Origin of the sequence: Vibrio marisflavi CECT 7928, assembly GCF_921294215.1 — a bacterium.
GTDB classification, from domain to species: Bacteria; Pseudomonadota; Gammaproteobacteria; order Enterobacterales; family Vibrionaceae; genus Vibrio; species Vibrio marisflavi.
The window spans coordinates 2,366,285-2,388,820 of the sequence record NZ_CAKLDM010000002.1; the positions used below are offsets into that span (position 1 = coordinate 2,366,285).

Consider the following 22,536-nt stretch of genomic DNA (forward strand, 5'->3'; position numbering starts at 1 on the left):
ATAATACTTTTCTGCTCAATTTCTTTACCTGCATTCACTGGAAACTGTTATGTCTTCTACAACCAAAAATTTATTTTGTCGTGACCGAGTTGGTGCGATGATTTTTCTCATCGTCTGTTTGTGCTACGGCTATCAAACTTCATTGATCCCGATGTTTCCGGGCGATGAATATGAACCTTTTACCGCCAGAACTCTGCCATCAATATTGACCACTATTGGCGTCATTCTTTCCTTGATACTTCTTATCACTGCGCAACCTGATGAAAAAAGTGGTGCAGTAATGGGGTTCAATTGGAGATTATTGATTGGCTTTCTTGTTTTGATGGCAATGTACGGCGTTGGTTTAACCTACATCGGCTTCATTCTGGCAACAGGGCTATTTTTAATGTGTGGCTTTTACCTGCTAGGTGAAAGGCGCAAGTCCATTCTATTTGGCGCTTCGTTTCCGTTCGTCATCGCTTTCTATTTATTACTGACACAAGGTCTAGATATCTATCTAGAGCCCGGTGTTCTGTTCTCTATGGTTTAGGAGATAGGTATGTTAGACGGAATATTATCAGGCCTTTCTACCGCCGTGATGCCAATGAACCTCATGATGGTGATTGTCGGCTGTTTTGTTGGAACATTTATCGGCATGCTACCCGGTTTGGGGCCGATATCGGCTATCGCACTCATGATACCGATCAGCTACGGCCTTGACCCAGCATCTGGCTTAATCTTAATGGCTGGCGTGTATTACGGTGCCGTTTTCGGCGGTTCAACATCTTCAATTCTTATCAATGCTCCGGGTTGCTCTTCAACGGTTGTAACCGCATTTGATGGTTACCCAATGGCGCAGAAAGGCATGGCAGGAAAAGCCTTAGCGCTAGCCGCTTATTCATCGTTTACTGGCGGTACTCTTTCAGCAATTATGTTGCTGTTCGCTGCACCCGCGCTGGCTAGTGTCTCGCTCAGCTTCCAATCTTCAGATTACTTCGCATTGATGTTATTAGGCTTATCCGCCGTTGCTGCATTTGCAGGCAAAGGCCAAGTACTAAAAGCATGGATGATGACAATTCTCGGCCTGATGATGTCGACAGTAGGTATCGACAAGGGTGTGGGTGTTGAAAGATTTACCTTTGGCTTAACAGACCTAATGGACGGTTTTAGCTTTCTCTTACTTGCGATGGCCACGTTTGCTCTTGGTGAAACGTTAATGGGCATTCTTAAACCTCAACAAGATACTCGTAAAGAAGAAAGCAGCAAGCTCGATAGCATTGGCAGCATGAAAGTCACCAAAGAGGAAATCAAAGAAGTAGCTCCTGTATCGTTGCGCTCTTCAATTCTTGGTTTCTTCACTGGCGTACTCCCGGGCGCTGGAGCAACTATCGCGGCCTTTTTAAGCTATGGCATGGAGCGTAACTTAGCTCCGAAAGAGAAACGTGAAGAGTTTGGTAAAGGCAGTATTCGCGGGCTGGTTGCTCCTGAGTCCGCCAATAATGCAGCGTCAAGCGGTTCGTTCGTACCTCTACTAACACTAGGTATTCCCGGTTCGGGTACCACCGCAATTATGCTCGGAGCCTTGATTGCGTATGGTATTCAGCCTGGCCCTAGATTGTTTGTTGATCACCCTGACGTATTTTGGTCGGTCATTATTTCAATGTATTTTGGCAATATCGTACTGATTATTCTGAACTTACCGCTGATTCCATATATTTCTAAATTGTTGATGGTACCACGCACTGTACTACTGCCAATGATTCTGTTTTTCTCTATCACCGGCGTGTATTTGGTGTCATTCAATACAGTAGACATCTTTATCATGCTGCTGATCGCGGTAGGTGCAATTGCCTTGCGCTTAGCAAACTTCCCACTCGCTCCCCTTCTGCTTGGTTTTATCCTAGGTGGTTTAATGGAAGAAAACTTACGTAGAGCGCTAATGATAAGCGATGGCGAATTGAGCTTTTTGTGGGAGCGCCCTATTACTGGGATATTCACCTTCCTAGCGGTGATCGTCTTGCTAAGTCCTGCTGTTGCCAAACTAGTGAGCCACTTTAGAAACCGGGGCGTGGCCAATCCAACTCACTAGATTGATGATTTAATTGAATTAGTCAGGTAATTCGAGAGGTTACCTGACTTGTTTTTTATACGTTCTTTCTGGCCTACCAACAGAGCCATAATGTACATCCGCTTCAAGCTCACCTGTACTGATCAGATACTCTAAATATCGCCTTGCGGTTGTGCGACTTGCGCCTATTTTTACTCCTGCATCATCGGCAGACATCTGGGTGTCACTCGTAAACAAACCGCGAATTTTATCAAGCGTTACGCCATCAATGCCTTTAGGTAACCTATCACTCTCGGGCTCCGTCTTGGTCGATGACTGCAACATCTTGTCCACTAATTTCTGGTCCAAATCAGAAACCGTTGCCAGCTGCTGTTTCTGAGCCGAATATTTCTGCAAAGCCGATTCTAGGCGAGAAAAAATAACCGGCTTTAGTAAGTAATCAACAACACCACCGCGCATGGCTTCTTGCAACGTGTTAACATCACGGGCAGCAGTAATCAATATGACGTCGCAATGCTGCTTTTGCTGCCTAACTTGGCTAAGTATTTCTAAACCATTCCCGTCTGGTAAGTAAATATCCAGCAGAACCAAGTCTGGCTGCAATATATCTAATTGCATTTCGGCTTCATTTTGCGAAGTCGCGATTCCGACAACGTCAAACCCTTCCATCTGACTTAAATAGCGATTGTGCACCTCAGCAATGCCCTGATCGTCTTCAATGATCATTACCCTTATATTTGTCGTCATACTTGCTTGCCTTTGGGAATATATACCGTTGCGCGAGTTCCTTTCACCGCTCCTGCCCCTAACTCTAGCTGCCCACCATATCGATTGACTAACTTGTTCACCAAATACAATCCAACACCTCGAGTACCATTCGCTTTGCTGGATACACCTTTTTCTAAAAGCTTGTGAATTGAAATATCATCTGGCAATCCACAACCAGTATCTTCTACTTCTAAGATAATTTCAGCGCCATAGTCACTCACAGACACCAACACTTTGCTAGAACTAATACTATTTCTCTCTTCCTTCATTGCATCAAATGCATTGTCGATCAAATTGCCTAATATCGTCACCAAATCTTCGGCCTCAATACTGACTGGTAAAGGTTCTAAACGCGTTCCCGAATCTATCTCAAGCAATAAACCCAACTCACGAGCTCGCTCGGTTTTTCCCAGTAATAAGCCAGCGAGCAGCGGATCTTTAACTGCATCACGTATAAAACCGATTAATGCTTGGTAACGTTCGGATTCTTGGCCAATTAACTTCTGCACTTGCTCTGTTTCGCCAAGCTGAACTAATCCACTAATTGTATTGAGTTTATTTTGATGTTCATGGGTTTGAGAGCGAAGCAAATCCGCATACTCTCGTGTCTTCGCTAATTGTTGTGTCAGCTCTGTTATTTCGTCTTTACGGCGAAAACTAGATACTGCACCTGCAACTTTGCCTTTCACAATAATAGGGTTTCGGTTGGCAACAATTCGTTGATCATTCATATAAAGATCAACATCATGCTGAGGCTGCTGAGTTTTTAGTATATCTTCTAGATCGCTATCAGGTAGCGCAGTTTTGATTGGCTTATTAATGACATCATCGCGCTCTACTTTGAGAATTTCACAAGCACTCTTATTGATAGAGCGCACTGTTCCTTCGTTATCGATGCTTATCACACCTTCCTTTATCGTACTCATGGTGACATCAAGCTCTACATATAATCGACCAATTTCCTCAGGCTCAAAGCCTAATATTGCCTTTTGGAAGCGACGAGAAGCATAGTTCGACAATATCGCATTTGCTATCACAACCAGAAACGCCATTGAAATCAAAAAAGCGAGGTAAGGTTCGATTCGATCTTGCAAGCTATCCAACAAGTAGCCCACCGAAATAACGCCAATAATATTGCCATCTTGGTCGACAACAGGTGTTTTACCACGAACAGACTTGCCTAAAGAGCCTTTTGCATAGGAAACATACGAGCGACCTTGTTTTAACGCTTGCTCGTTGTCGCCGCCTTTCATCGGCTTGCCCAAACGCTCTTCCATCGGATGAACTAATCGAATGCCCTTTTCATTACCTATAACAATGAAAGTGGCGCCAATCAGTTCAGTCAGCTCTTTGAACTCTAGGGGCAACTCTTCAGCTTCTTCGTTGTTCACCATATCGATTACAACAGGTGATTTCGCGAGAAACTGCGCAATACCCAACGCTTTAAGGCCCATTTCTTCTTGCTGAGAATGTTTGATATACACAAAACCAGCAGCGGTGAGCAGTAAAAGCTCAATCAAGCCGGATAACGTCATAATCACTAACAGGCGGCGACGAAAGCTAAGATTTCTCCAACGAATCAAGATCAACTCCTTGTTTAACCTGAACTCGGAATAAGAAAGTCGTAAAGCCTTTTTATTCAGCGAGTTAGTGTCATCGATATCAGTACCGACATTTTGGATGGGTAACTAGGCAAAATCATTAGCAATAGTGCTCCTATTGCGTTGATTTTAACAACGTTAAACGCCAAAAAAGTGGTGCTGATAGGCTTAAATTATTCCGTGTGCAGGTTATATATCTATTCGCAAAGATAACAATAAAGAATGAGCATTGCTGTTAGAGATAGCAATAAATGAGCGTTTGCTCTGACAGTATTAATTAGCAAAAAATGCCGTCTAACATATAGACGGCATTTACTGATACTAGCTAAACAAATGTAAGATTAGTTGTGAGAAACGGCGATTAAACGTAAGGAATCTAGCTGAACTTGAGCTCTGCCAATGTATTCTGTTAACTCTTTAACTTGCTGTTCTAAAGCGGTAATTTCTTCATCACGAATATTCGGGTTAACCGCTTTCAAAGCGAGCAATCTTTCTAGCTCGCTATTTAAGCTGTCGTTCATTTCCTTTTCAGCTTGCTGTTTCACAGATTCCAATTGCGACAGAATTTGTGTATCACCAGCATCAATTAAGCTATGAACTTGACCTTGTACCGAAGCAACAATCTTACTTGCCATATGACGATTGATTGGTGACAGCTGACGGTTAAAGCTTTCAAACTCAACTTGCGAAGAGAGATCGTTACCCTTGGAGTCCAAAATCAGACGAATTGGCGTTGCTGGTAAAAACTTATCAATACCGCTGCTTTTCGGCGCCTGTGCATCAACCACATAAACCAATTCAAGCAAGATAGTACCTACAGGTAGCGCTTTGTTTTTCAATAGCGAAACCGCGCTAGTTCCAACACCTTCACTCATAATTAAATCAATACCACCTTGAATCATTGGGTGTTCCCAACTCATAAAGTGCATATCTTCACGTGAAAGCGCAGTATCACGATCAAAGGTGATGGTTGCCCCTTCATACGGTAAACCTGGATAGCTTGGTACCATCATACGCTCAGATGGTGTGACAACCAGAGCATTCTCACCTTTGTCATCTTGGTTTAAACCGATAGTATCAAATAGACCAAGAGCAAAAGTGACTAGGTTAATATCACCGTCTTTAGCTGCGATTTGTTCCACTAGTTCTTTGGCCTCTTCTCCACCGTGAGAATGGATCTCCAACAAGCGGTCGCGACCATGTTCTAATTGAGCTTTCAGTGATTGGTTTAGCTTAGCTGACTCAGCGATAACCGAATCCAACTCTGAGGTATCGCCTGAGGCGAGCATTTCAATAAGAGACTCAGAGAACCTGTCGTAAACTGAACGACCTGTTGGACAAGTATCTCTAAAAGCATTCAAGCCTTCATCAAACCAACGTGCAAGGATCTCTTGCGCGGTATCTTTTAGGTATGGAACGTGAACGTCAATATCACGCTTTTGACCGATACGATCTAAGCGTCCTATGCGTTGTTCTAGCAAGTCTGGGTTGAAAGGCAAATCAAACATCACTAACTGATTAGCGAATTGGAAATTGCGTCCTTCAGAACCAATTTCACTACATAGCAATAGTTGAGCGCCACCTTCTTCTTGAGCAAAGTATGCAGCGGCTTTGTCACGCTCAATGATTGACATTCCTTCATGGAACACGGTTGCACGAATGCCTTCGCGTTCACGCAGTGCTTGCTCTAGCTGCAGCGCAGTCGTCGCGCGTGAAGCAATCACCAAGATTTTTTCACTACGTTTTTGTTTTACTTTCTCGATTAGCCAATTTACACGAGTGTCAAATTGCCACCAGCTCGCTTCATCACCTTCAAACTCTTGGAAAATTTCCTCTGGGTAAAGGTTTTTCAGCGCTCGCGCTTCTTTTGGCATCTTGCCACCAAGCATGCCACTCACTCGCATTGATGTCGCATACTGGCTAGGAATATCCATTGGCATTAAGTGAACATTTCGCTCAGGAAAACCTTCGATTGCGGAGCGAGTATTTCTAAATAGAACTCGACCTGTACCATGCCTGTCCATCAAGTTTTCAGTTAGCTCTTGTCTCGCTGCTGCTTTCTCTTCCTCAGAAGCTGAACTTTCTAGTATTCGGAACAAAGGCTCAACGTCTTGCTCACTTAAAATTTCGGTAATCCGATTTTTCGCTTCATAGGCTAACGCCTCACCCGACATTAACGCGGATACTGCATCAGCTACAGGCTCATATTGCTGCTCTTCTTGAACAAACGCCTCGTAATCATAGAATCTGTCTGGATCTAACAGGCGTAAGCGTGCGAAGTGGCTTTCTCGACCAAGCTGCTCTGGCGTTGCCGTTAATAGCAAAACGCCCGGTGTAGACTCTGCCAGCCCTTCGATAACTTGATATTCGCGGCTGACTTTTTCTTGGCTCCACTCCAAGTGATGAGCTTCATCAACAACAAGTAAGTCCCATTCAGCTTCCATTGCTTGCGTATGACGCTTCTTGCTCTTTTTCAAAAAGTCTAAGGAGCAAAGTACCAGTTGCTGCGTATCGAATGGATTGTCGGATTCAGCGTATGCTTCTACGCAGCGCTCTTCATCAAAAATGGAAAAATGCAGGTTGAATCGACGCATCATTTCCACCAGCCACTGGTGCTGAAGAGTTTCTGGCACGACGATAAGAATACGTTCAGCTCTGCCAGCAAGCACTTGCTGATGAATGATCATACCTGCTTCAATAGTCTTACCTAGGCCAACTTCATCAGCGAGAAGAACGCGGGGAGCATGCCTACGACCAACTTCATGAGCAATATGTAATTGATGAGGAATCAGCCCTGCTCGAATACCACATAAGCCGCGCATCGAGCTCTTGTTCTGATCATATTGGTTCACTAGTGCACGATAGCGAAGCACAAAGTTGTCCATGCGATCGATTTGGCCTGCAAACAACTTATCTTGAGGTTTGTTGAATCGAATCTGGTGGCTAAGCATGATTTCACGAAGCGAAACATCCGCTTCTTGAGTGTCTTCTCGAGTACCTTTGTAGGTGACTATATTGTTGCTCTCTTGTACGTCTGTTACTTTCAGCGACCAACCTTCTTGGCTCTGAACAACATCCCCGACATTGAACGTCACTCTTGTTACCGGAGCATCATTGATAGCGTAAACGCGGTTTTCATCTGATGCCGTAAACATTAACGTCACAGTTCGAATATCTACCGCAACAACGGTTCCTAATCCTAGATCACTTTCCGTATCGCTTATCCAGCGCTGCCCCAAAGCAAAAGTCATCGATTGACTACCTCATCTAATTTGAACGAATCAATATAAGCTAACCACAAAGAAGGCTGCTGACATTATTAAGATTCTGTCAGCCGTGGCTATCAAAAGGTCGCTAATCTTACTCGAACCTGTGAAGCGGGTCACGCGCTGCGCCGCGAAATTGCCATTTTTTTTTATCAAGCTTATGCGTGACATCAAAGTGTCAAAAATCTGTGGCAATTCTAGACTTCAGCATCATGCGAATGACATATACTTTAGCTGAGCAAGCATGATATGTGATTGCCTCAAAGTTGGCATCAAGCATGCATGTTCAAGATACGGATCAACACAGGTTTGCAGGACGTCGTCAGGTAGCCGAGTAAACTCCGAGGCCTTGAACCTTCCGACCTCTCTTGCGGGCTTATTTTGCTAAGCACAAGCCGCGTAGCGGCAAGGAGACGCTTATGGGCGATACCGATCGGAAACTATTTGTACTCGATACCAATATTCTTCTGCACGAACCTTTTGCCATATATTCCTTCCAAGAACACGATGTCGTTATCCCAATGACAGTCCTCGAAGAACTAGACAGAATCAAAGACAGCAAACGAGATGTCGCACGCGATGCTCGAGTTGCTATCCGTGCACTAGAAGACATTTTCCGTGACGCCACCCCAGATGAGATATCAGAAGGTATTAACTTTTCAACTGAATTGGACGCCACTGGCACCATCTCTATTCTGGCAGACTTTGAGTTGCAAGAAACCGTTAAGGCTTTTGCCGACAAAGCTGGCGACAATCGGATTTTGAATGGCGTATTGTATTTACAAAACAAACGCGCTCCTCGAGAAGTCGTCTTAGTGACAAAAGACATCAACATGCGCCTTCGAGCAAAAGGGGCTGGTGTTAGATTTGTCGAAGACTATCGAACCGACCAACTGATCGATGATGTTCAGTACTTAACCAAAGGCTTTCAACAATGCGAAGGCGAGTTTTGGAGTAATGTCGATCAAGTAGAGAGCTACAGCCTTGAAGGTAAAGCGTTCCATACTCTTAGTCGTGAACCCTTTGAACCGACCTTTATCAATCAATATGTGATTGACGAAGAGAGTGACTTTGCCGCTCGCGTCGAGAAAATAGAAACGGAAACCATTACCGTTCGCGATCTAAGTCGTGAGCGCATGATGAACCGTAAAGCGTGGGATATTTCACCCAAAAATGTCTATCAAGGCATGGCAATGGACGCCCTGCTCGACCCAGATATCGATTTGGTAATTCTCACTGGTGCTGCGGGTAGTGGTAAGACCTTACTTGCTATGGCTACAGCCTTAGAACAAACCATTGAGCGTGGTATGTTCGATAAGATCATAGTAACCCGAAATACACCTGACATTGGCGAATCTATTGGTTTTTTACCCGGCACAGAAGAAGAGAAAATGTTACCTTGGCTGGCGGCAGTAACAGATACTCTTGAGGCCTTGCACAAAAACGATCACTGCACCGAAGGGTCCATGAAGTACATTTGCGAAAAAGCCAATATCCAGTTCAAGTCGATTAACTTTATGCGTGGTCGTTCGATTCAGAACGCTTTTGTGCTGCTCGATGAGTGTCAAAACCTCACCGCCTCACAAATTAAAACTATCATCACACGCTGCGGCGAAGGCACCAAGATTGTCTGTTCAGGCAACCTAGCGCAAATTGATTCTCACTACCTAACCCCTGTCACCTCAGGTTTAACCTACATGGTTGAAAGGTTTAAGAACTTTGAAGGCAGCGCCAATATCCATCTAAATGGTGTAGTTAGAAGTCGTCTTGCGGAGTTTGCTGAAGAGAATTTATAGTCAACAAAAGCGAAAGGTAATGCACCTTTCGCTTAATTTTCAAAATAATTATTCACCTTTAGTGCTTTTTTATGTTTTACTTATTCGCATTAGACTTCAGCCTAGGGACTGAGAATCATGGCGAATTTAAAGCAGAAAAACTTTCTTAAACTCTTCGATTTTACCAGTAGTGAAATCCACTACTTAATTCAGTTAGCTGCCAAGCTAAAGAAGGAAAAGAAGCAAGGCATTAAAAGTCAGCCTCTAAGTGGCAAAAATATCGCTCTCATTTTCGAAAAAGACTCAACAAGAACACGCTGTGCATTTGAAGTCGCTGCCTTCGATCTCGGCGCTAACGTGTCTTACCTTGGGCCATCTGGTTCACAGTTAGGCCACAAAGAAACCATGAAAGATACCGCTCGCGTATTGGGCCGTATGTATGATGGCATCGAGTACCGCGGCTTTGGTCAAGAGTTAGTGGAAAGTCTTGGTAAGCACGCCGGTGTCCCTGTATGGAATGGTTTAACCGATGAATTCCATCCGACTCAAGTGTTAGCCGACTTCTTAACCATGTTGGAACATTGCAATAATAAACCTCTCAATCAAATTAAATTCGCTTACTTGGGTGATGCTCGCAACAATGTCGCCAACTCTCTAGTCGTGGGGGCGGCAAAAATGGGCATGGATATCCGCTTGGTTGCGCCAAAAGAATATTGGCCAGAACAAAGCCTTGTAGAGAAGTGCCAAAAAGTCGCCACTGAAACAGGCGCGAAGATTTCACTTACTGAAGAAGTAACATCTGGCGTCATTGGCTGCGATTTTGTCTATACCGACGTTTGGGTTTCTATGGGAGAGCCTATTGAATCTTGGGATGAAAGAGTCAAACAGATGTTACCTTATCAAGTGAACTCAAACTTGCTAGCTGCCACCCAGAATCCTAACGTCAAATTTATGCACTGCTTACCCGCTTTTCACAACAACGATACCGTGATAGGAAAGCAAATCGCCGAGAAATATGGCCTAAACGGCTTGGAAGTCACTGAAGAAGTATTTGAATCCAAGGCATCGATTGTTTTCGATGAAGCAGAAAATCGCATGCACACGATCAAAGCTGTTATGCTTGCTACATTGGGCGATTAAAACACAATAAACTTTGATGCAAACGCTTGCTCTATAGAATGTTCGGAGTATAATTCTCGGCAATTTGTCTGAGGGTAAGTACATGCAGAGCCAATCATTGCAACAAGTAGTGACAAATACTGACACGCCGCAGTATAGCTATTCCGTTCAGTACTTACCTGATTTAGAAAAGAATTTTTGAAGCCTCCCATATGGGAGGCTTTTTTATTGTCATTTAGCAATTTGCCTTTTTGCAACTAGAGAACAGGAAGGAGACCAAGGTGAGCTCGCTTTATCAAAAACACATCATCTCGATTCCAGAGCTTTCGCGCGCAGAGCTGGAACTGATCGTTGACACCGCTAGCCAATTGAAAGCTAAACCTAATCCAGAGCTTATAAAAAATAAAGTTGTGGCTAGCTGCTTCTTTGAGCCTTCAACACGTACCCGTTTGTCCTTTGAAACTGCAATTCAGCGTATTGGTGGCGACGTGATCGGATTTGATAGCGGAGGTAATACGTCTTTAGCGAAGAAGGGAGAAACACTGGCGGATTCTGTTCAAGTGATATCATCCTATGTCGACGCCTTTGTCATGCGCCACCCTCAAGAGGGCGCAGCACGTTTAGCTTCAGAATTCTCAAAAAACGTTCCAGTCATCAATGCTGGCGACGGTGCCAATCAGCATCCAACTCAAACTTTGCTAGATCTTTTCACCATTTCAGAAACGCAAGAAAGGCTCGACGATCTCAATGTCGCTTTTGTTGGGGATTTGAAATATGGCCGTACTGTTCACTCCTTGACTCAAGCTCTGGCCAAATTTAACAATGTTCGCTTCTACTTTATTGCCCCAGAAGCATTGGCAATGCCAGATTACATTTGCGAAGAGCTAGATGAAGCAGGCATCCAATATAGCTGCCACACAGACATGGAGAGTGTGATCCCAGAGCTAGATATTCTCTACATGACTCGCGTACAGAAAGAACGATTTGATGAATCAGAATACGCGCACATTAAGTCTGCTTATATTCTTAGAGCAGAGCTACTGGCAGATGCTAGAGAAAACCTCAAGGTTCTTCACCCACTACCGAGGGTCGATGAGATCACCGTTGATGTAGACGCAACACCGCATGCTTATTACTTCCAACAAGCAGAGAATGGTGTGTTTGCTCGCCAAGCACTTTTAGCATTAGTTCTAAACGAAACATTGTAATTAAGAGGATAGAAATCATGGTAAAAGAAACTCAATTACAAGTTGAAGCGATCAAGAACGGCACAGTTATCGATCACATTCCTGCCCAAGTCGGTATCAAAGTTCTGAAGCTGTTTGATATGCACAATTCAAATCAACGAGTGACTGTAGGTCTAAATTTGCCTTCTTCTGCGCTTGGCAACAAAGACCTGCTTAAAATAGAAAATATCTTCATCAGTGAAGAACAAGCCAATAAGCTAGCGCTCTATGCACCTAATGCTACGGTTAACCAAATTGAAGATTATCAGGTGGTCAAAAAACTGGCTCTGCAACTTCCCGAAACCATCAGTGATGTGTTTAGCTGCCCGAACAGCAACTGTATCACTCACAACGAACCAGTTGCCTCTAGCTTTTCTGTTTTAGAAAAGAAAAATGAAGTTCGCCTTAGGTGCAAATACTGCGAGAAAGTGTTTTCTAGAGAAATTGTGACAGAACGTTAAGACAAGTGGCGAGTATGTGTTTTGTCTGCATATTCGCCTTTACCTGATCGCTTTTTAACGGCACACTGCTGAAACCAAAAACAAAATAGCAAACATAACAAGCGGTAATATTATGACAAAAGTTCTTCAAACTGACTCAGCGCCAGCAGCTATCGGACCTTATGTACAAGGTGTTGACCTTGGCAACATGGTAATGACATCTGGCCAAATTCCACTAGACCCTAAGACTGGAGAGTTTTCTGACAACATTCAAGAGCAAGCTCGCCAGTCACTAGAAAATGTCAAAGCCGTCGTGGAATCTTCAGGGCTTACCGTTGCTGATATTGTGAAAATGACAGTGTTTGTAAAAGACTTGAATGACTTTGGTGCGGTTAACGAAGTTTATGGTAAGTTTTTCGACGAGCACCAAGTGTCAAACTATCCTGCTCGTTCTTGTGTGGAAGTCGCTCGCCTACCAAAAGACGTTGGTATCGAGATTGAAGCGATTGCAGTACGTAAATAGTTTTCTACAGACCGAATGCAGCAATATCTAATGTAATAAAGGCGATCTTGATAGCTCGCCTTTCTATTTCATGCTAGCGCTAAGGCTTTACTTAAAGCCTTTCACCTTCTTAATCATATCGTAAGCATTTTGAATCTCTTGCGACTTCTCTTTAGCGACATTCATCATCTCTGGCGGTAATCCTTTCGCCATCAGCTTATCTGGGTGATGTTCGTTCATCAGTTTTCTATAAGCACGTTTGACTTCTTGACTGTTGGCATCCTCACTTACTCCCAACACATCGTACGCTGCTGACAATTGGTCTTTTTCTGACGCTTGCTGCCAGCCGCTATTACCCTGGCCAAAGCCGCCTTGTTGACCGCCAAACCCACCACTTTGCTGGAATCGAAATGCAGCTTCAAACATGCGGATTCGTCTTTCCAGTTGGCCTGACGTAAAGCCCAGCCCGCTGGCTACTCGATGTAGAACCTCTCGCTCGCTAGGGTGAACATTTCCATCGGCAAATGCCGCAGAGATTTGTAGCTCCAAAAAGAACTGCATCAAGTCATGGCGTCCACCGGTTGAAACTCTTACTCGCTCCAATACACTTTCTAAAGGAAAGCCTGACTCTTTACCTTCTCTAAACGCTTCCTGAGCGGCTTTACGTTGCTCGCCATGGAGGTTCATACGATCCATCATTGCAGATGCTAATTGAATCTCAGATTGGGTAACTTGTCCTTTTGATTTAGCTAGGTGCCCCATTACAGCAAAGGCGGATTTAAAAAACTCGGCTTGTCTCTCAGCTTGACTTGGTCCCGAGCCAAATGGATTATTTGCAAATCCCCCTTGATTAAATCGGCGAGCTTTATCAAACTGATGACCAAGCAACATCCCTAGTATGGCGCCGAATACACCCCCGAATAAAAAACCAAAAAAGATACCAAGAATTTTGCCAAAAATACGCATTATGTGCTCTCAATCTATGAATTTTTCAATTGCGACGTTGTCTGATAGTGGCGCAAGCTATAATTTCCTTTATCATAAGCACCGTTTCCCCATTAATTTTGGTTGAGCATTCACCAAATTAATCAAGTTCAACAGGATAGTAAAACTCGATGCCACGTTTTTCCCGCACTCTGCTAGCCGCTTCTATTACCACTGCTCTATTTGTTTCAGAAGCTCACGCCGAAGCCTCGCTAGACAAAGGTGTGCAAGACATGCCTGCTTTCGGACAATGCCAAGTATTAGACCCTATTGATCAATGCTTGGTCAATGTGCCTGCTCCTAAAAATGCCAAAGATTTACCTGTGAATGTCAATGCCGATAACTTGCAGGCTACCAATAACAACAAAGCTACTTACTCTGGCAATGTTGTAGTTACACAAGGCCATAAGCGCATTACTGCCGACAACGTAACTTACCACAAGAAAGAAAATGTAGTGGTCGCAACGGGAGACGTCAACTTCAGTGATGGCCAACTAAAAGCGGTATCAGATAAGGCTACAGACAACCTAAATACCAATCAATTTACGTTGTCCAACACAAAGTATAACTTCTTGTGTGAACCAGGGCGCGGCACCGCAGTGTATGTATCAAACTCTGGCAAAGCCTTGTATCAAATTGATGATGGCTCAATTACCTCTTGTCCTGAAGGCAATGATGCCTGGCGTCTAAGAGCTTCTAGTATCGATATAAACAAGAATGATGAAGAGGCTACTTTCTACAACCCAAGGTTTGAGATTCAAAATGTGCCAGTCTTCTATCTACCATATTTGGTTGTGCCAATCGGTAAAACACGTAAAACAGGTTTTTTATATCCGTCTGTATCATACGGCTCCACCAATGGTTTTACGACCGAAGTTCCTATCTATTGGAACTTGGCACCGAATTATGATTTAACCACCAACATAAAGAATATGCAGGAGCGTGGTACCCAATTAGACAGTAAGTTCAGGTACTTATCCACTTATGGATCAGGGACAATTAACTCAGAGTACTTGCCATCTGACAAAAAATACCCTGATAAGGGAGCGCGTTGGGGCGTTCAATACACCCATAGTGGGATTTTTGAACAAAACTGGAAGTTCAATATCGATTACTCAAAGGTCAGCGATATTGATTACTTTTCAGATTTAGACTCCAGTATCGGTACACGTTCTGATGGGCAGTTAACACAAGAAGCAGAAGCAACATATCGCTCGAATAACTGGGATGCATCGATATTAGCGCGCAGCTTCCAAATATTAAACTCAAGCAGCCAGCCATATAAGCTACTACCTCAGCTATCTTTTAATTACTATCAGCCACAACTATTAAAGCACCTAGATTTTAATTCGGTCAGTGAGCTATCTAATTTTACAACACAGCAAGCTGGCGAGCCATCAGCAACACGCTTGCACGTAGAGCCAGGTATAACAATACCATTTAGCAACACTTGGGGAACTTGGAAAACAAACCTTCAGTTGCCGATGACTTACTATTATCAGCATGGTTGGGATTCAAGTATTGATTCATCTACCTCTGACCTAAAGCAAAACGTCACACGCGTACTCCCAGTTTTCAGTAGTGATGCGAAAGTGGTACTGGAAAGTAATAACAAGTTCTTGGATGAATATACTCAGACCCTAGAACCTGAGGTTAAGTATGTTTATATACCCGATGTTAATCAAGATGATATCGGCTTGTATGACTCAACTCAGTTAGAAACCGATTACGATGGTCTATTTCGAACTCGAAAATACAGTGGTTATGACCGCTATCAGGGTGCTAACCAAATCACTTATGGAGCGACCTCTCGATTCTTTGATGATGATTATGTCGAGCGTGCCAATATCGCTTTCGGACAGATTCTCTACTTAAATAAAGGACTAAGGCTTGATTCTACTTCAGGCAATGAGTCAAGCTTTTCTGCATGGGCCTTACAGGGTGACTTCAATTACGCAGATGATTGGTTCTATCATGGCAACCTGCAGTATGACTCCGAAATCAGCACACTACAAACCGCCAGTACATACCTAGAATATCGTTTTGACGGAGGCTTCATTCAATCAAATTATCGATATGTGAACAAAGACTACATTTCTAACAATGTAAGTTATGACACAGACTCGATCACAGTCGATGGTATATCTCAAGCTGGACTGCTAGGTAGTTATAAATTGTCAAGAAAGTGGTCTGCTACAGGGCAATACTTCTACGATCTCACTACCGATAGCAATATCGAATGGGTAGCAGGGCTAAAATATACCTCCGACTGTTGGTATATCGCCTTCACTTATAGCAATCAGGTCAAAAGCTGGAACCCTAGTGTATCAAGCTATCCAAATGCCGTTCCCGAGTACGAAAATAACTTTGGTATTAACTTTGGTATTATTGGCTTCGGTACAAGCGTTGGCTCTTCTTCGAGTGCGACAGGTCTTGTCGATGGAGCCAGTACCTCACTGAGCTACACAAACCCATTTTTCTTAAATAACTAATTTTAAAAACCGCTGAGCAGCAATGCTCGGCGGACTGTTCAATAGGAAACCCTATGAAGAAGTGGACAATTTTGCTCTCGTGCGTTTTTGCACTTTTTATGACGAGCATGGCTAATGCCAAACAAGTTGAACTCGACAAAGTGGTCGTGATTGTCAATAAAGGCGTCATATTACAAAGTGATGTCGATATAGCAATGAAAATGCTAAAGCTAAATGCTAAGGAAAGCGACCAAAAATTACCGAGTGACTCAGTGCTTAAACAGCAAGTAATTGACAAACTAATACTGGACAAAATTCAGCAGCAAGAAGCAAAGCGCTTAGGTATTCATGTTGATGATAAGCAGCTCGACACAGCTCTTAGTGATATTGCTAAAAGTCAAAAAATGACGTTAAAGCAACTCATCGCTTCAGTACAAAAAGCTGGCATTAGTTATTCAACATTTAGAACCGAAATTCGCCATGAAATTGCCGAGCGTGAGGCAAGGAATGCTCTTGTGCGCCAGCGTATCAATATTCTTCCTGAAGAAGTGAATAACTTGGCTAAGGTTCTTGCCAATCAAACAAACTCGACTGTCGAGTATAAAATTGCTCATATCCAACTTAACTTTGATGAGCAAGATAAACTGAAAGTTGAAAAACAGGCAGATGAATTGGTGAATAAGCTCAAGTCTGGCACGAACTTTAGCACCATGGCTTACAGCTATTCCAAAGGGCCAAAAGCTCTAAGTGGTGGTCAATGGGGATGGATGCGCAAAGAAGAGATGCCAACTGTTTTTGCTGACCAAATCAAGATGAACAAGAAAGGTAGTATTATTGGACCATTCTTGGCTGGCTCTAGCTATCACATCTTAAAAATTGAAGATGTGAAAGGCCTGAAGACTGTAGCTGTAACAGAAGTCGATGCCAGACATATTCTGATTAAGCCAAGCATTATCCTAAGCGATGCTGGTGCGAAAAAAGAGCTGAATGGTTTTATCAAAGAGATTAAAGATGGCAAAGCTACTTTTGCAGAGCTAGCTAAACAGTACAGCCAAGATCCTGGTTCTGCCGCTCAAGGTGGTGATTTAGGTTATCAAACTCCAGATTCATTTGTTCCAGAGTTTAAACATCAAGTAGAAACTTTGCCTGTTGGCCAAATTAGTAAACCATTTAAAACCGTCAATGGCTGGCACATTGTAGAAGTAATGGGGCGCAAACAAGTTGATAGAACAGATGCTGCAATGAAAAACCGCGCTTACCGCATCCTCTTTAACCGTAAATTCAATGAAGAAGCTGGCGCATGGCTACAAGAAATCCGTGCGGGTGCTTATGTTGACATACTAAAAGGTGATGGTAGCAATGACAGTTAAAAAAATTATCGTCACTGCTGGTGAACCTGCGGGAGTCGGGCCAGATCTTACACTGGCTCTTTCTCAGCAAAATTGGCCACATCAAGTTGTCATCTGCGCCGACAAAAATATGCTGGCTGAGCGAGCTAACGTATTAGGCATACAAGTAGAGCTTGTCGATTACAATTCACAAGCTCAGCCAACCGCTCAGCAAGCAGGCTCACTTGTTGTTGAACATATTCCAGTTAGTGAGCCCGTTGAAAGTGGCATTCTCAATGAGGAAAATGGCTCATATGTGCTGAAGACCCTCGAAAGAGCAGCTGCTGGTTGTATGAGTGGAGAGTTTGATGCCATTGTCACTGGCCCAGTACACAAAGGGGTAATCAACCGTTCTGGTGTTGCTTTTAGTGGCCACACTGAATTCTTTGCTGAAAAGTCCAATACACCTCTAGTTGTAATGATGCTAGCTACAGAAGGCCTACGAGTCGCACTGGTCACTACACATATACCGTTAGCCTATGTGTCCAAAGCTGTTACTCAAGATCGACTGACGAGTATCGTACAAATTCTACATAAAGATCTAAAAGATAAATTTGCTATTGATAAGCCGCGTATATATATTTGCGGGCTTAATCCACACGCAGGGGAAGATGGCTGTTTAGGGTATGAAGAGATCGATACGATCACACCTACCATTGAAGCGCTGCGTGAAGAGTTTGGGTATGACCTTATTGGCCCACTTCCAGCCGATACCATATTCCATAAAAAGTATTTGGAGCAAGCGGATGTCGTCCTTGGCATGTATCATGACCAAGTATTACCAGTACTAAAATACAAAGGGTTCGGTCAATCTGTTAATATCACCCTAGGATTACCATTTATTCGAACATCTGTTGACCATGGAACAGCTTTAGATCTCGCCGGAAAAGGCGTCGCTGATACAGGAAGTTTTATCACTGCACTTAAGCAAGCCATTGAATTGGTTAACAACAAAACAAGTTAGAGAAAGATATGAAAAATGATGTCCACTTAGGGCACAAAGCCCGTAAACGATTTGGGCAAAACTTCCTGAATGACCCATACATAATCGATGGAATTGTGTCAGCAATCAATCCAAAACCCGGGCAAAACCTAGTGGAGATCGGTCCTGGATTAGGCGCAATAACCGAACCAGTTGGAAAAGAAGTCGACAAATTTACTGTCATTGAGTTGGATCGCGACTTAGCTGAGCGCTTAAGAAATCATCCAGATCTGTCCAGTAAGCTCACTATTCACGAAGGCGATGCTATGCGCTTCGACTTCAATGAGCTAGTTAGACCGAACAACAAGTTACGAATCTTTGGTAACCTGCCTTACAACATCTCTACCCCATTGATGTTCCACCTGTTTGAGTTTCATAAAGACGTTCAAGACATGCACTTTATGCTGCAAAAAGAAGTAGTTAATCGGTTAGCAGCAGGCCCAGGTAGTAAAGCTTATGGTCGCTTAACCGTAATGGCGCAATACTTTTGTAAAGTCGTTCCAGTACTTGAAGTGCCACCGACAGCTTTTGTTCCACCACCTAAAGTCGACTCCGCTGTAGTTCGCTTAGTACCATACGAGACGCTACCGCATCCAGCTGCTGACTTAAAATGGTTAGATAGAGTATGCCGAGAAGGGTTCAACCAAAGAAGAAAGACCGTTCGTAACTGCTACAAAGCTCTGCTCGATAGCGAAACTCTTGAGGAGCTTGGTATCAACCCGAGCATGCGCCCTGAGAATCTTACGCTAGAACAATTTGTTGCAATGGCAAACTGGTTGCATGCCAATCACTAATCTTCACAATTAGCCTATCGTGTTTTGTCTCGATAGGCGCTATAAATAATAAAGAAGAGAACTGATCGAGGAGTTAACATGGAAGTTAGTCAACCCTGTATAAAAGTTCAAGTCCACACCAAGTACATCAAAGAACAGTCTGATCCCGACAATAAGCGCTTCATATTCGCTTATATCATTACTATCAAAAACCTAAGTCTACAAACGGTTCAACTCATGAGTCGCAGATGGCTGATCACCGATGCTAATGGCAAGCAAATGTCAGTCGAAGGTGACGGAGTCGTTGGCCAACAACCGTTCATTGAAGGTAATGATGAGTATACCTACAGTAGCGGTACCGCGATTGAAACTCCCGTCGGAGTCATGCAAGGCCAATATCTCTTGCTTAATGAAAAAGGCGAAGAGTTTGTCACTGAAATAGAACCTTTTCGATTAGCCGTACCTAACGTTTTAAATTAGTTGTTAGGGAGTATCAATGTCTACCTATGTTGTTGGTGATATCCAAGGCTGCTTAGATGAGTTGCTATCACTTTTAAAAAAAGTATCGTTCGACAAAGAAAAAGATCAGTTATGGCTTGCTGGTGACTTAGTCGCTCGCGGGCCAAAGTCACTAGAGACCTTACGCTTTATTAAGGGCTTAGGTAATTCCGCCAAAGTCGTACTCGGCAATCATGATTTACACCTACTCGCCGTTTCTCTAGGTCGTTTTAAAGCAAAACCCAAGGATAAAACAGCTGAGATTCTAACCGCCAAAGACAAAGGCGAGCTACTGAGCTGGATAAGAGAACAACCTTTGCTACTTGAGCATGAAGAGTTTGTGCTTAGCCATGCAGGTATATCACCTCAATGGGATATTGAAACAGCCCGAGCAACAGCGTCAGAAATTGAAGTCATATTGCAGAGCAGTGATTGGCAATGGTTGATTGAAAACATGTATGGCGATGGACCCGATACATGGTCTGAACAGCTATCAGGCATAGAGCGCTATCGTTATATCATCAACGCTTTCACTCGAATGAGGTTTGTCGACACACAAGGTAGGCTCGATATGGAGCAAAAGAAGCCACCAAGCCAAGTGAAAAATAGTCATCTAATGCCATGGTTTAAATATTCAGATAGGAAACCAATTGATAAAACCATTCTATTTGGCCACTGGGCAGCTCTAGAGGGCCACAAAAGTAAGCGATTTATTGGTCTAGATACTGGTTGCGTTTGGGGAGGCTCGCTGACAATGATCCGTTGGGAGGATAAAAAGTATTTTACTCAGCAGTCGCTAAACGTGGGTGATTAGCGACCTAGCAAAAATTAGCCAATAGCAACAGCTAGTCTACTGCTTTCTCAAACACATTAAACGTCATGTTATAGGCGTTTTTCTCATCGGCCTGATAACCTTCAGTATGCGCTAATTTCCATTCGCTTCCCCAATCAGGGAAGCGGGTATCACCTTCAATATCCGCATCAATGAAAGTGAGATAGAGCTTGTCAGCTTTTGGCAGACAAGCTTGATATATCGAACCACCGCCAATAATCATGACTTCCGGTTCATCTTGAACACGTTCAATAGCTTGTTCGATTGATGTAACCACGACAACCCCATCAATGTCTAATGTATCGTCACGACTGATGACAATATTTAAACGCCCAGGTAGCGCTTTCCCTATAGAGTCAAAGGTTTTTCTCCCCATGATGATTGGCTTACCCATTGTGCAACGCTTAAACCAAACAAAATCAGCGGGAAGATGCCAAGGCATCTGATTGTCCTTACCAATGACACGATCTTGGGCCATGGCTGCTATCAAACTAATTATCATTGCATTCCTGTCGAACAGTTAAATTATTGGCTTCTGACGATAAAATAATAACCTTGGCATCGCTAAACCAACTGCTAAGCCAACGATAATAAACATCGCTTTCAAGAAATTCTCCGCCAATCCCGAGATCAAATCTGGCTGGAAGCCAAACTGGTTTATCTGCACCAACGCTATCATTGCCTTAAATGCATAAACGCCAGGGATCATTGGAATAAGAGCCGCTACTGTAAACACTTTTGGGTGAGCCAACAACTTTTGTGACCACATGACTCCAATCATTCCAATCAAAGTCGCAGCAAAAAACGTTGCCCACTCTATTGAAATACCATAGTACATCATTAAAAACCGGGCTCCATGACCAACGGCACCACCGATAGCGCAATATTTCAAAGCATTTGCAGGCACGTTAAACACGAGCGCAAAACCAATAGCAGGAATTGCGGCGAAAAACATGTCGTTGAGCAAAGCAACCAGCAATTCAAACAAGCTCATCAGATTACCCACCCCCACACATCAACCACTGTCATTGCAGCTACAATCCCTAAGCTGGTAGCCAGCGTAAGCAATGTTGCCATGACAAAGCGGGCAACCCCCATATTGGTATAACCTTTGAGCATATCTGCCACAGAATTAATCAATGGAAAACCAGGAACTAGCATCAATACTGAAGAGGCCATGGCAATTGTTGGTTGGTTACCAATACTAAAAACGACCGCTTGAGCTGAGATAACGGTTGTAACGAACGCACAAACAGTAAAATTTAAAAATGGATTGAAATGGTATTGTGCCAACTGCAAACGTACAGCCATGCCAAGTGAGGAAGCAATAAACGTCATGACAAACACTAGTTCGTTGCCACCAGACAACCTAGAAAAAGCTGCACAAGACAATCCAATCATAAACGTCACAAGCCAGCGGTTATAACGCTCAGGAGTAATATTTTCTAGTGCTTGCTGGGCTTTTTCACAATCGTATAATTGTTTTTCCAGCAAAATACAGATCCTTTGAACTTGAGTCACTACACGCATATTGATGCCTTTATCCGGGCTCCTTCTTGCTGTAGTCAGACATTCTTGCTGGTAAATAGTTGTTACGACAATTGAGCTTGCCGACAGCGACACCTCAACTTCATCCATCCTGCATGCTAGGCCAATACGCCGCATAATATCGCCAACAACCGCACTTTCAGCTCCATGCGCGAGTAATAGTTGACCAGCACTCGCAATGAGGCGAGAAGCGGCCCTCTGATCCGGCTGCATAGTTCATCCTTGATTATTTCGTCTAGTTAAATCTTGTATAACATTAAACTTGAGGTAATAAAAAACCGCAATGGAGTCATTGCGGTTTTTCATATTTCTAGAT

At 43.4% G+C, this 22,536-nt stretch carries 20 protein-coding genes; 13 read left to right on the top strand and 7 right to left on the bottom strand.

Going from position 1 to position 22,536, the window contains the following annotated elements:
* The first annotated feature begins 49 nt into the window (after positions 1 to 49).
* Together L7A31_RS17575 and L7A31_RS17580 are read left to right on the top strand one after the other, a co-directional pair.
* Positions 50 to 529: a tripartite tricarboxylate transporter TctB family protein gene (locus tag L7A31_RS17575; protein WP_237363063.1), complete on the top strand. Its 480-nt coding sequence runs from the start codon at positions 50 to 52 to the stop codon at positions 527 to 529.
* A 9-nt stretch (positions 530 to 538) separates the two neighbouring features.
* On the top strand, positions 539 to 2,068 hold the full coding sequence (locus L7A31_RS17580) for a tripartite tricarboxylate transporter permease (RefSeq protein ID WP_237363064.1): 1,530 nt from the start codon (positions 539 to 541) through the stop codon (positions 2,066 to 2,068).
* Positions 2,069 to 2,107: 39 nt separating this feature from the next.
* Here L7A31_RS17580 and L7A31_RS17585 read toward each other — a convergent pair whose 3' ends face one another.
* The 3 genes from L7A31_RS17585 to rapA all read right to left on the bottom strand — a co-directional run bounded on the left by L7A31_RS17585 (position 2,108) and on the right by rapA (position 7,667).
* Positions 2,108 to 2,794, bottom strand: a complete 687-nt coding sequence (locus tag L7A31_RS17585) for a response regulator (RefSeq protein ID WP_237363065.1) — start codon at positions 2,792 to 2,794, stop codon at positions 2,108 to 2,110.
* Entirely contained in the window at positions 2,791 to 4,395 is a 1,605-nt protein-coding gene (locus L7A31_RS17590; protein ID WP_237363595.1) for an ATP-binding protein, read from the bottom strand. The genes L7A31_RS17585 and L7A31_RS17590 overlap by 4 nt, the downstream gene beginning before the upstream one ends.
* Before the next feature lie 362 nt (positions 4,396 to 4,757).
* Positions 4,758 to 7,667, bottom strand: a complete 2,910-nt coding sequence (rapA, locus tag L7A31_RS17595) for an RNA polymerase-associated protein RapA (RefSeq protein WP_237363066.1) — start codon at positions 7,665 to 7,667, stop codon at positions 4,758 to 4,760.
* A 434-nt stretch (positions 7,668 to 8,101) separates the two neighbouring features.
* On the opposite strand from rapA, the gene L7A31_RS17600 reads away from it, so the two are divergent.
* From L7A31_RS17600 to L7A31_RS17620, 5 genes are all read left to right on the top strand, one after another.
* Complete coding sequence (locus L7A31_RS17600) at positions 8,102 to 9,478, top strand: PhoH family protein (protein WP_237363067.1); 1,377 nt, start codon at positions 8,102 to 8,104, stop codon at positions 9,476 to 9,478.
* A gap of 117 nt (positions 9,479 to 9,595) precedes the next feature.
* The gene (argF, locus tag L7A31_RS17605; protein WP_435532903.1) at positions 9,596 to 10,597 is read left to right on the top strand and encodes an ornithine carbamoyltransferase; all 1,002 of its coding nucleotides are present in this window, start codon (positions 9,596 to 9,598) and stop codon (positions 10,595 to 10,597) included.
* Between the two features lie 260 nt (positions 10,598 to 10,857).
* Positions 10,858 to 11,784 (top strand): aspartate carbamoyltransferase, encoded by a 927-nt coding sequence (gene pyrB, locus L7A31_RS17610; RefSeq protein ID WP_237363068.1) that lies wholly within the window; start codon positions 10,858 to 10,860, stop codon positions 11,782 to 11,784.
* A gap of 17 nt (positions 11,785 to 11,801) precedes the next feature.
* Positions 11,802 to 12,263: an aspartate carbamoyltransferase regulatory subunit gene (gene pyrI / locus L7A31_RS17615; protein WP_237363069.1), complete on the top strand. Its 462-nt coding sequence runs from the start codon at positions 11,802 to 11,804 to the stop codon at positions 12,261 to 12,263.
* Positions 12,264 to 12,375: 112 nt separating this feature from the next.
* Complete coding sequence (locus L7A31_RS17620) at positions 12,376 to 12,765, top strand: RidA family protein (protein WP_237363070.1); 390 nt, start codon at positions 12,376 to 12,378, stop codon at positions 12,763 to 12,765.
* An 87-nt stretch (positions 12,766 to 12,852) separates the two neighbouring features.
* Here the strand turns inward: L7A31_RS17620 and djlA are convergent, their stop codons facing one another.
* Positions 12,853 to 13,710, bottom strand: coding sequence for a co-chaperone DjlA (gene djlA / locus L7A31_RS17625; protein WP_237363071.1), 858 nt, complete (start codon positions 13,708 to 13,710; stop codon positions 12,853 to 12,855).
* 149 nt (positions 13,711 to 13,859) lie between these two features.
* On the opposite strand from djlA, the gene lptD reads away from it, so the two are divergent.
* The 6 genes from lptD to L7A31_RS17655 all read left to right on the top strand — a co-directional run bounded on the left by lptD (position 13,860) and on the right by L7A31_RS17655 (position 20,654).
* Positions 13,860 to 16,220 carry an LPS assembly protein LptD gene (lptD, locus tag L7A31_RS17630; RefSeq protein ID WP_237363072.1) on the top strand — a complete coding sequence of 787 codons (2,361 nt, stop codon included), beginning with the start codon at positions 13,860 to 13,862 and terminating at the stop codon, positions 16,218 to 16,220.
* Between the two features lie 53 nt (positions 16,221 to 16,273).
* Positions 16,274 to 17,569 (top strand): peptidylprolyl isomerase SurA, encoded by a 1,296-nt coding sequence (surA, locus tag L7A31_RS17635; protein WP_290368763.1) that lies wholly within the window; start codon positions 16,274 to 16,276, stop codon positions 17,567 to 17,569.
* Positions 17,559 to 18,551 carry a 4-hydroxythreonine-4-phosphate dehydrogenase PdxA gene (pdxA, locus tag L7A31_RS17640; protein WP_435532904.1) on the top strand — a complete coding sequence of 331 codons (993 nt, stop codon included), beginning with the start codon at positions 17,559 to 17,561 and terminating at the stop codon, positions 18,549 to 18,551. Before surA ends, pdxA begins: the two co-directional genes overlap by 11 nt.
* Before the next feature lie 8 nt (positions 18,552 to 18,559).
* A complete protein-coding gene (gene rsmA / locus L7A31_RS17645) occupies positions 18,560 to 19,363 on the top strand; it encodes a 16S rRNA (adenine(1518)-N(6)/adenine(1519)-N(6))-dimethyltransferase RsmA (protein ID WP_237363074.1) in 804 nt (267 codons plus the stop codon).
* A 78-nt stretch (positions 19,364 to 19,441) separates the two neighbouring features.
* On the top strand, positions 19,442 to 19,822 hold the full coding sequence (gene apaG, locus L7A31_RS17650) for a Co2+/Mg2+ efflux facilitator ApaG/CorD (RefSeq protein WP_237363075.1): 381 nt from the start codon (positions 19,442 to 19,444) through the stop codon (positions 19,820 to 19,822).
* A 16-nt stretch (positions 19,823 to 19,838) separates the two neighbouring features.
* Positions 19,839 to 20,654, top strand: coding sequence for a symmetrical bis(5'-nucleosyl)-tetraphosphatase (locus tag L7A31_RS17655; RefSeq protein ID WP_237363076.1), 816 nt, complete (start codon positions 19,839 to 19,841; stop codon positions 20,652 to 20,654).
* Between the two features lie 31 nt (positions 20,655 to 20,685).
* Here L7A31_RS17655 and folA read toward each other — a convergent pair whose 3' ends face one another.
* Genes folA through L7A31_RS17670 form a run of 3 tightly spaced genes read right to left on the bottom strand, consistent with a single transcriptional unit; the run spans position 20,686 to position 22,433 of the window.
* Positions 20,686 to 21,174 carry a type 3 dihydrofolate reductase gene (gene folA, locus L7A31_RS17660; protein WP_237363077.1) on the bottom strand — a complete coding sequence of 163 codons (489 nt, stop codon included), beginning with the start codon at positions 21,172 to 21,174 and terminating at the stop codon, positions 20,686 to 20,688.
* Between the two features lie 18 nt (positions 21,175 to 21,192).
* Complete coding sequence (locus L7A31_RS17665; RefSeq protein WP_237363078.1) at positions 21,193 to 21,666, bottom strand: threonine/serine exporter family protein; 474 nt, start codon at positions 21,664 to 21,666, stop codon at positions 21,193 to 21,195.
* Positions 21,666 to 22,433 (bottom strand): threonine/serine exporter family protein, encoded by a 768-nt coding sequence (locus L7A31_RS17670; protein ID WP_237363079.1) that lies wholly within the window; start codon positions 22,431 to 22,433, stop codon positions 21,666 to 21,668. Before L7A31_RS17670 ends, L7A31_RS17665 begins: the two co-directional genes overlap by 1 nt.
* Positions 22,434 to 22,536 lie beyond the last annotated feature (103 nt).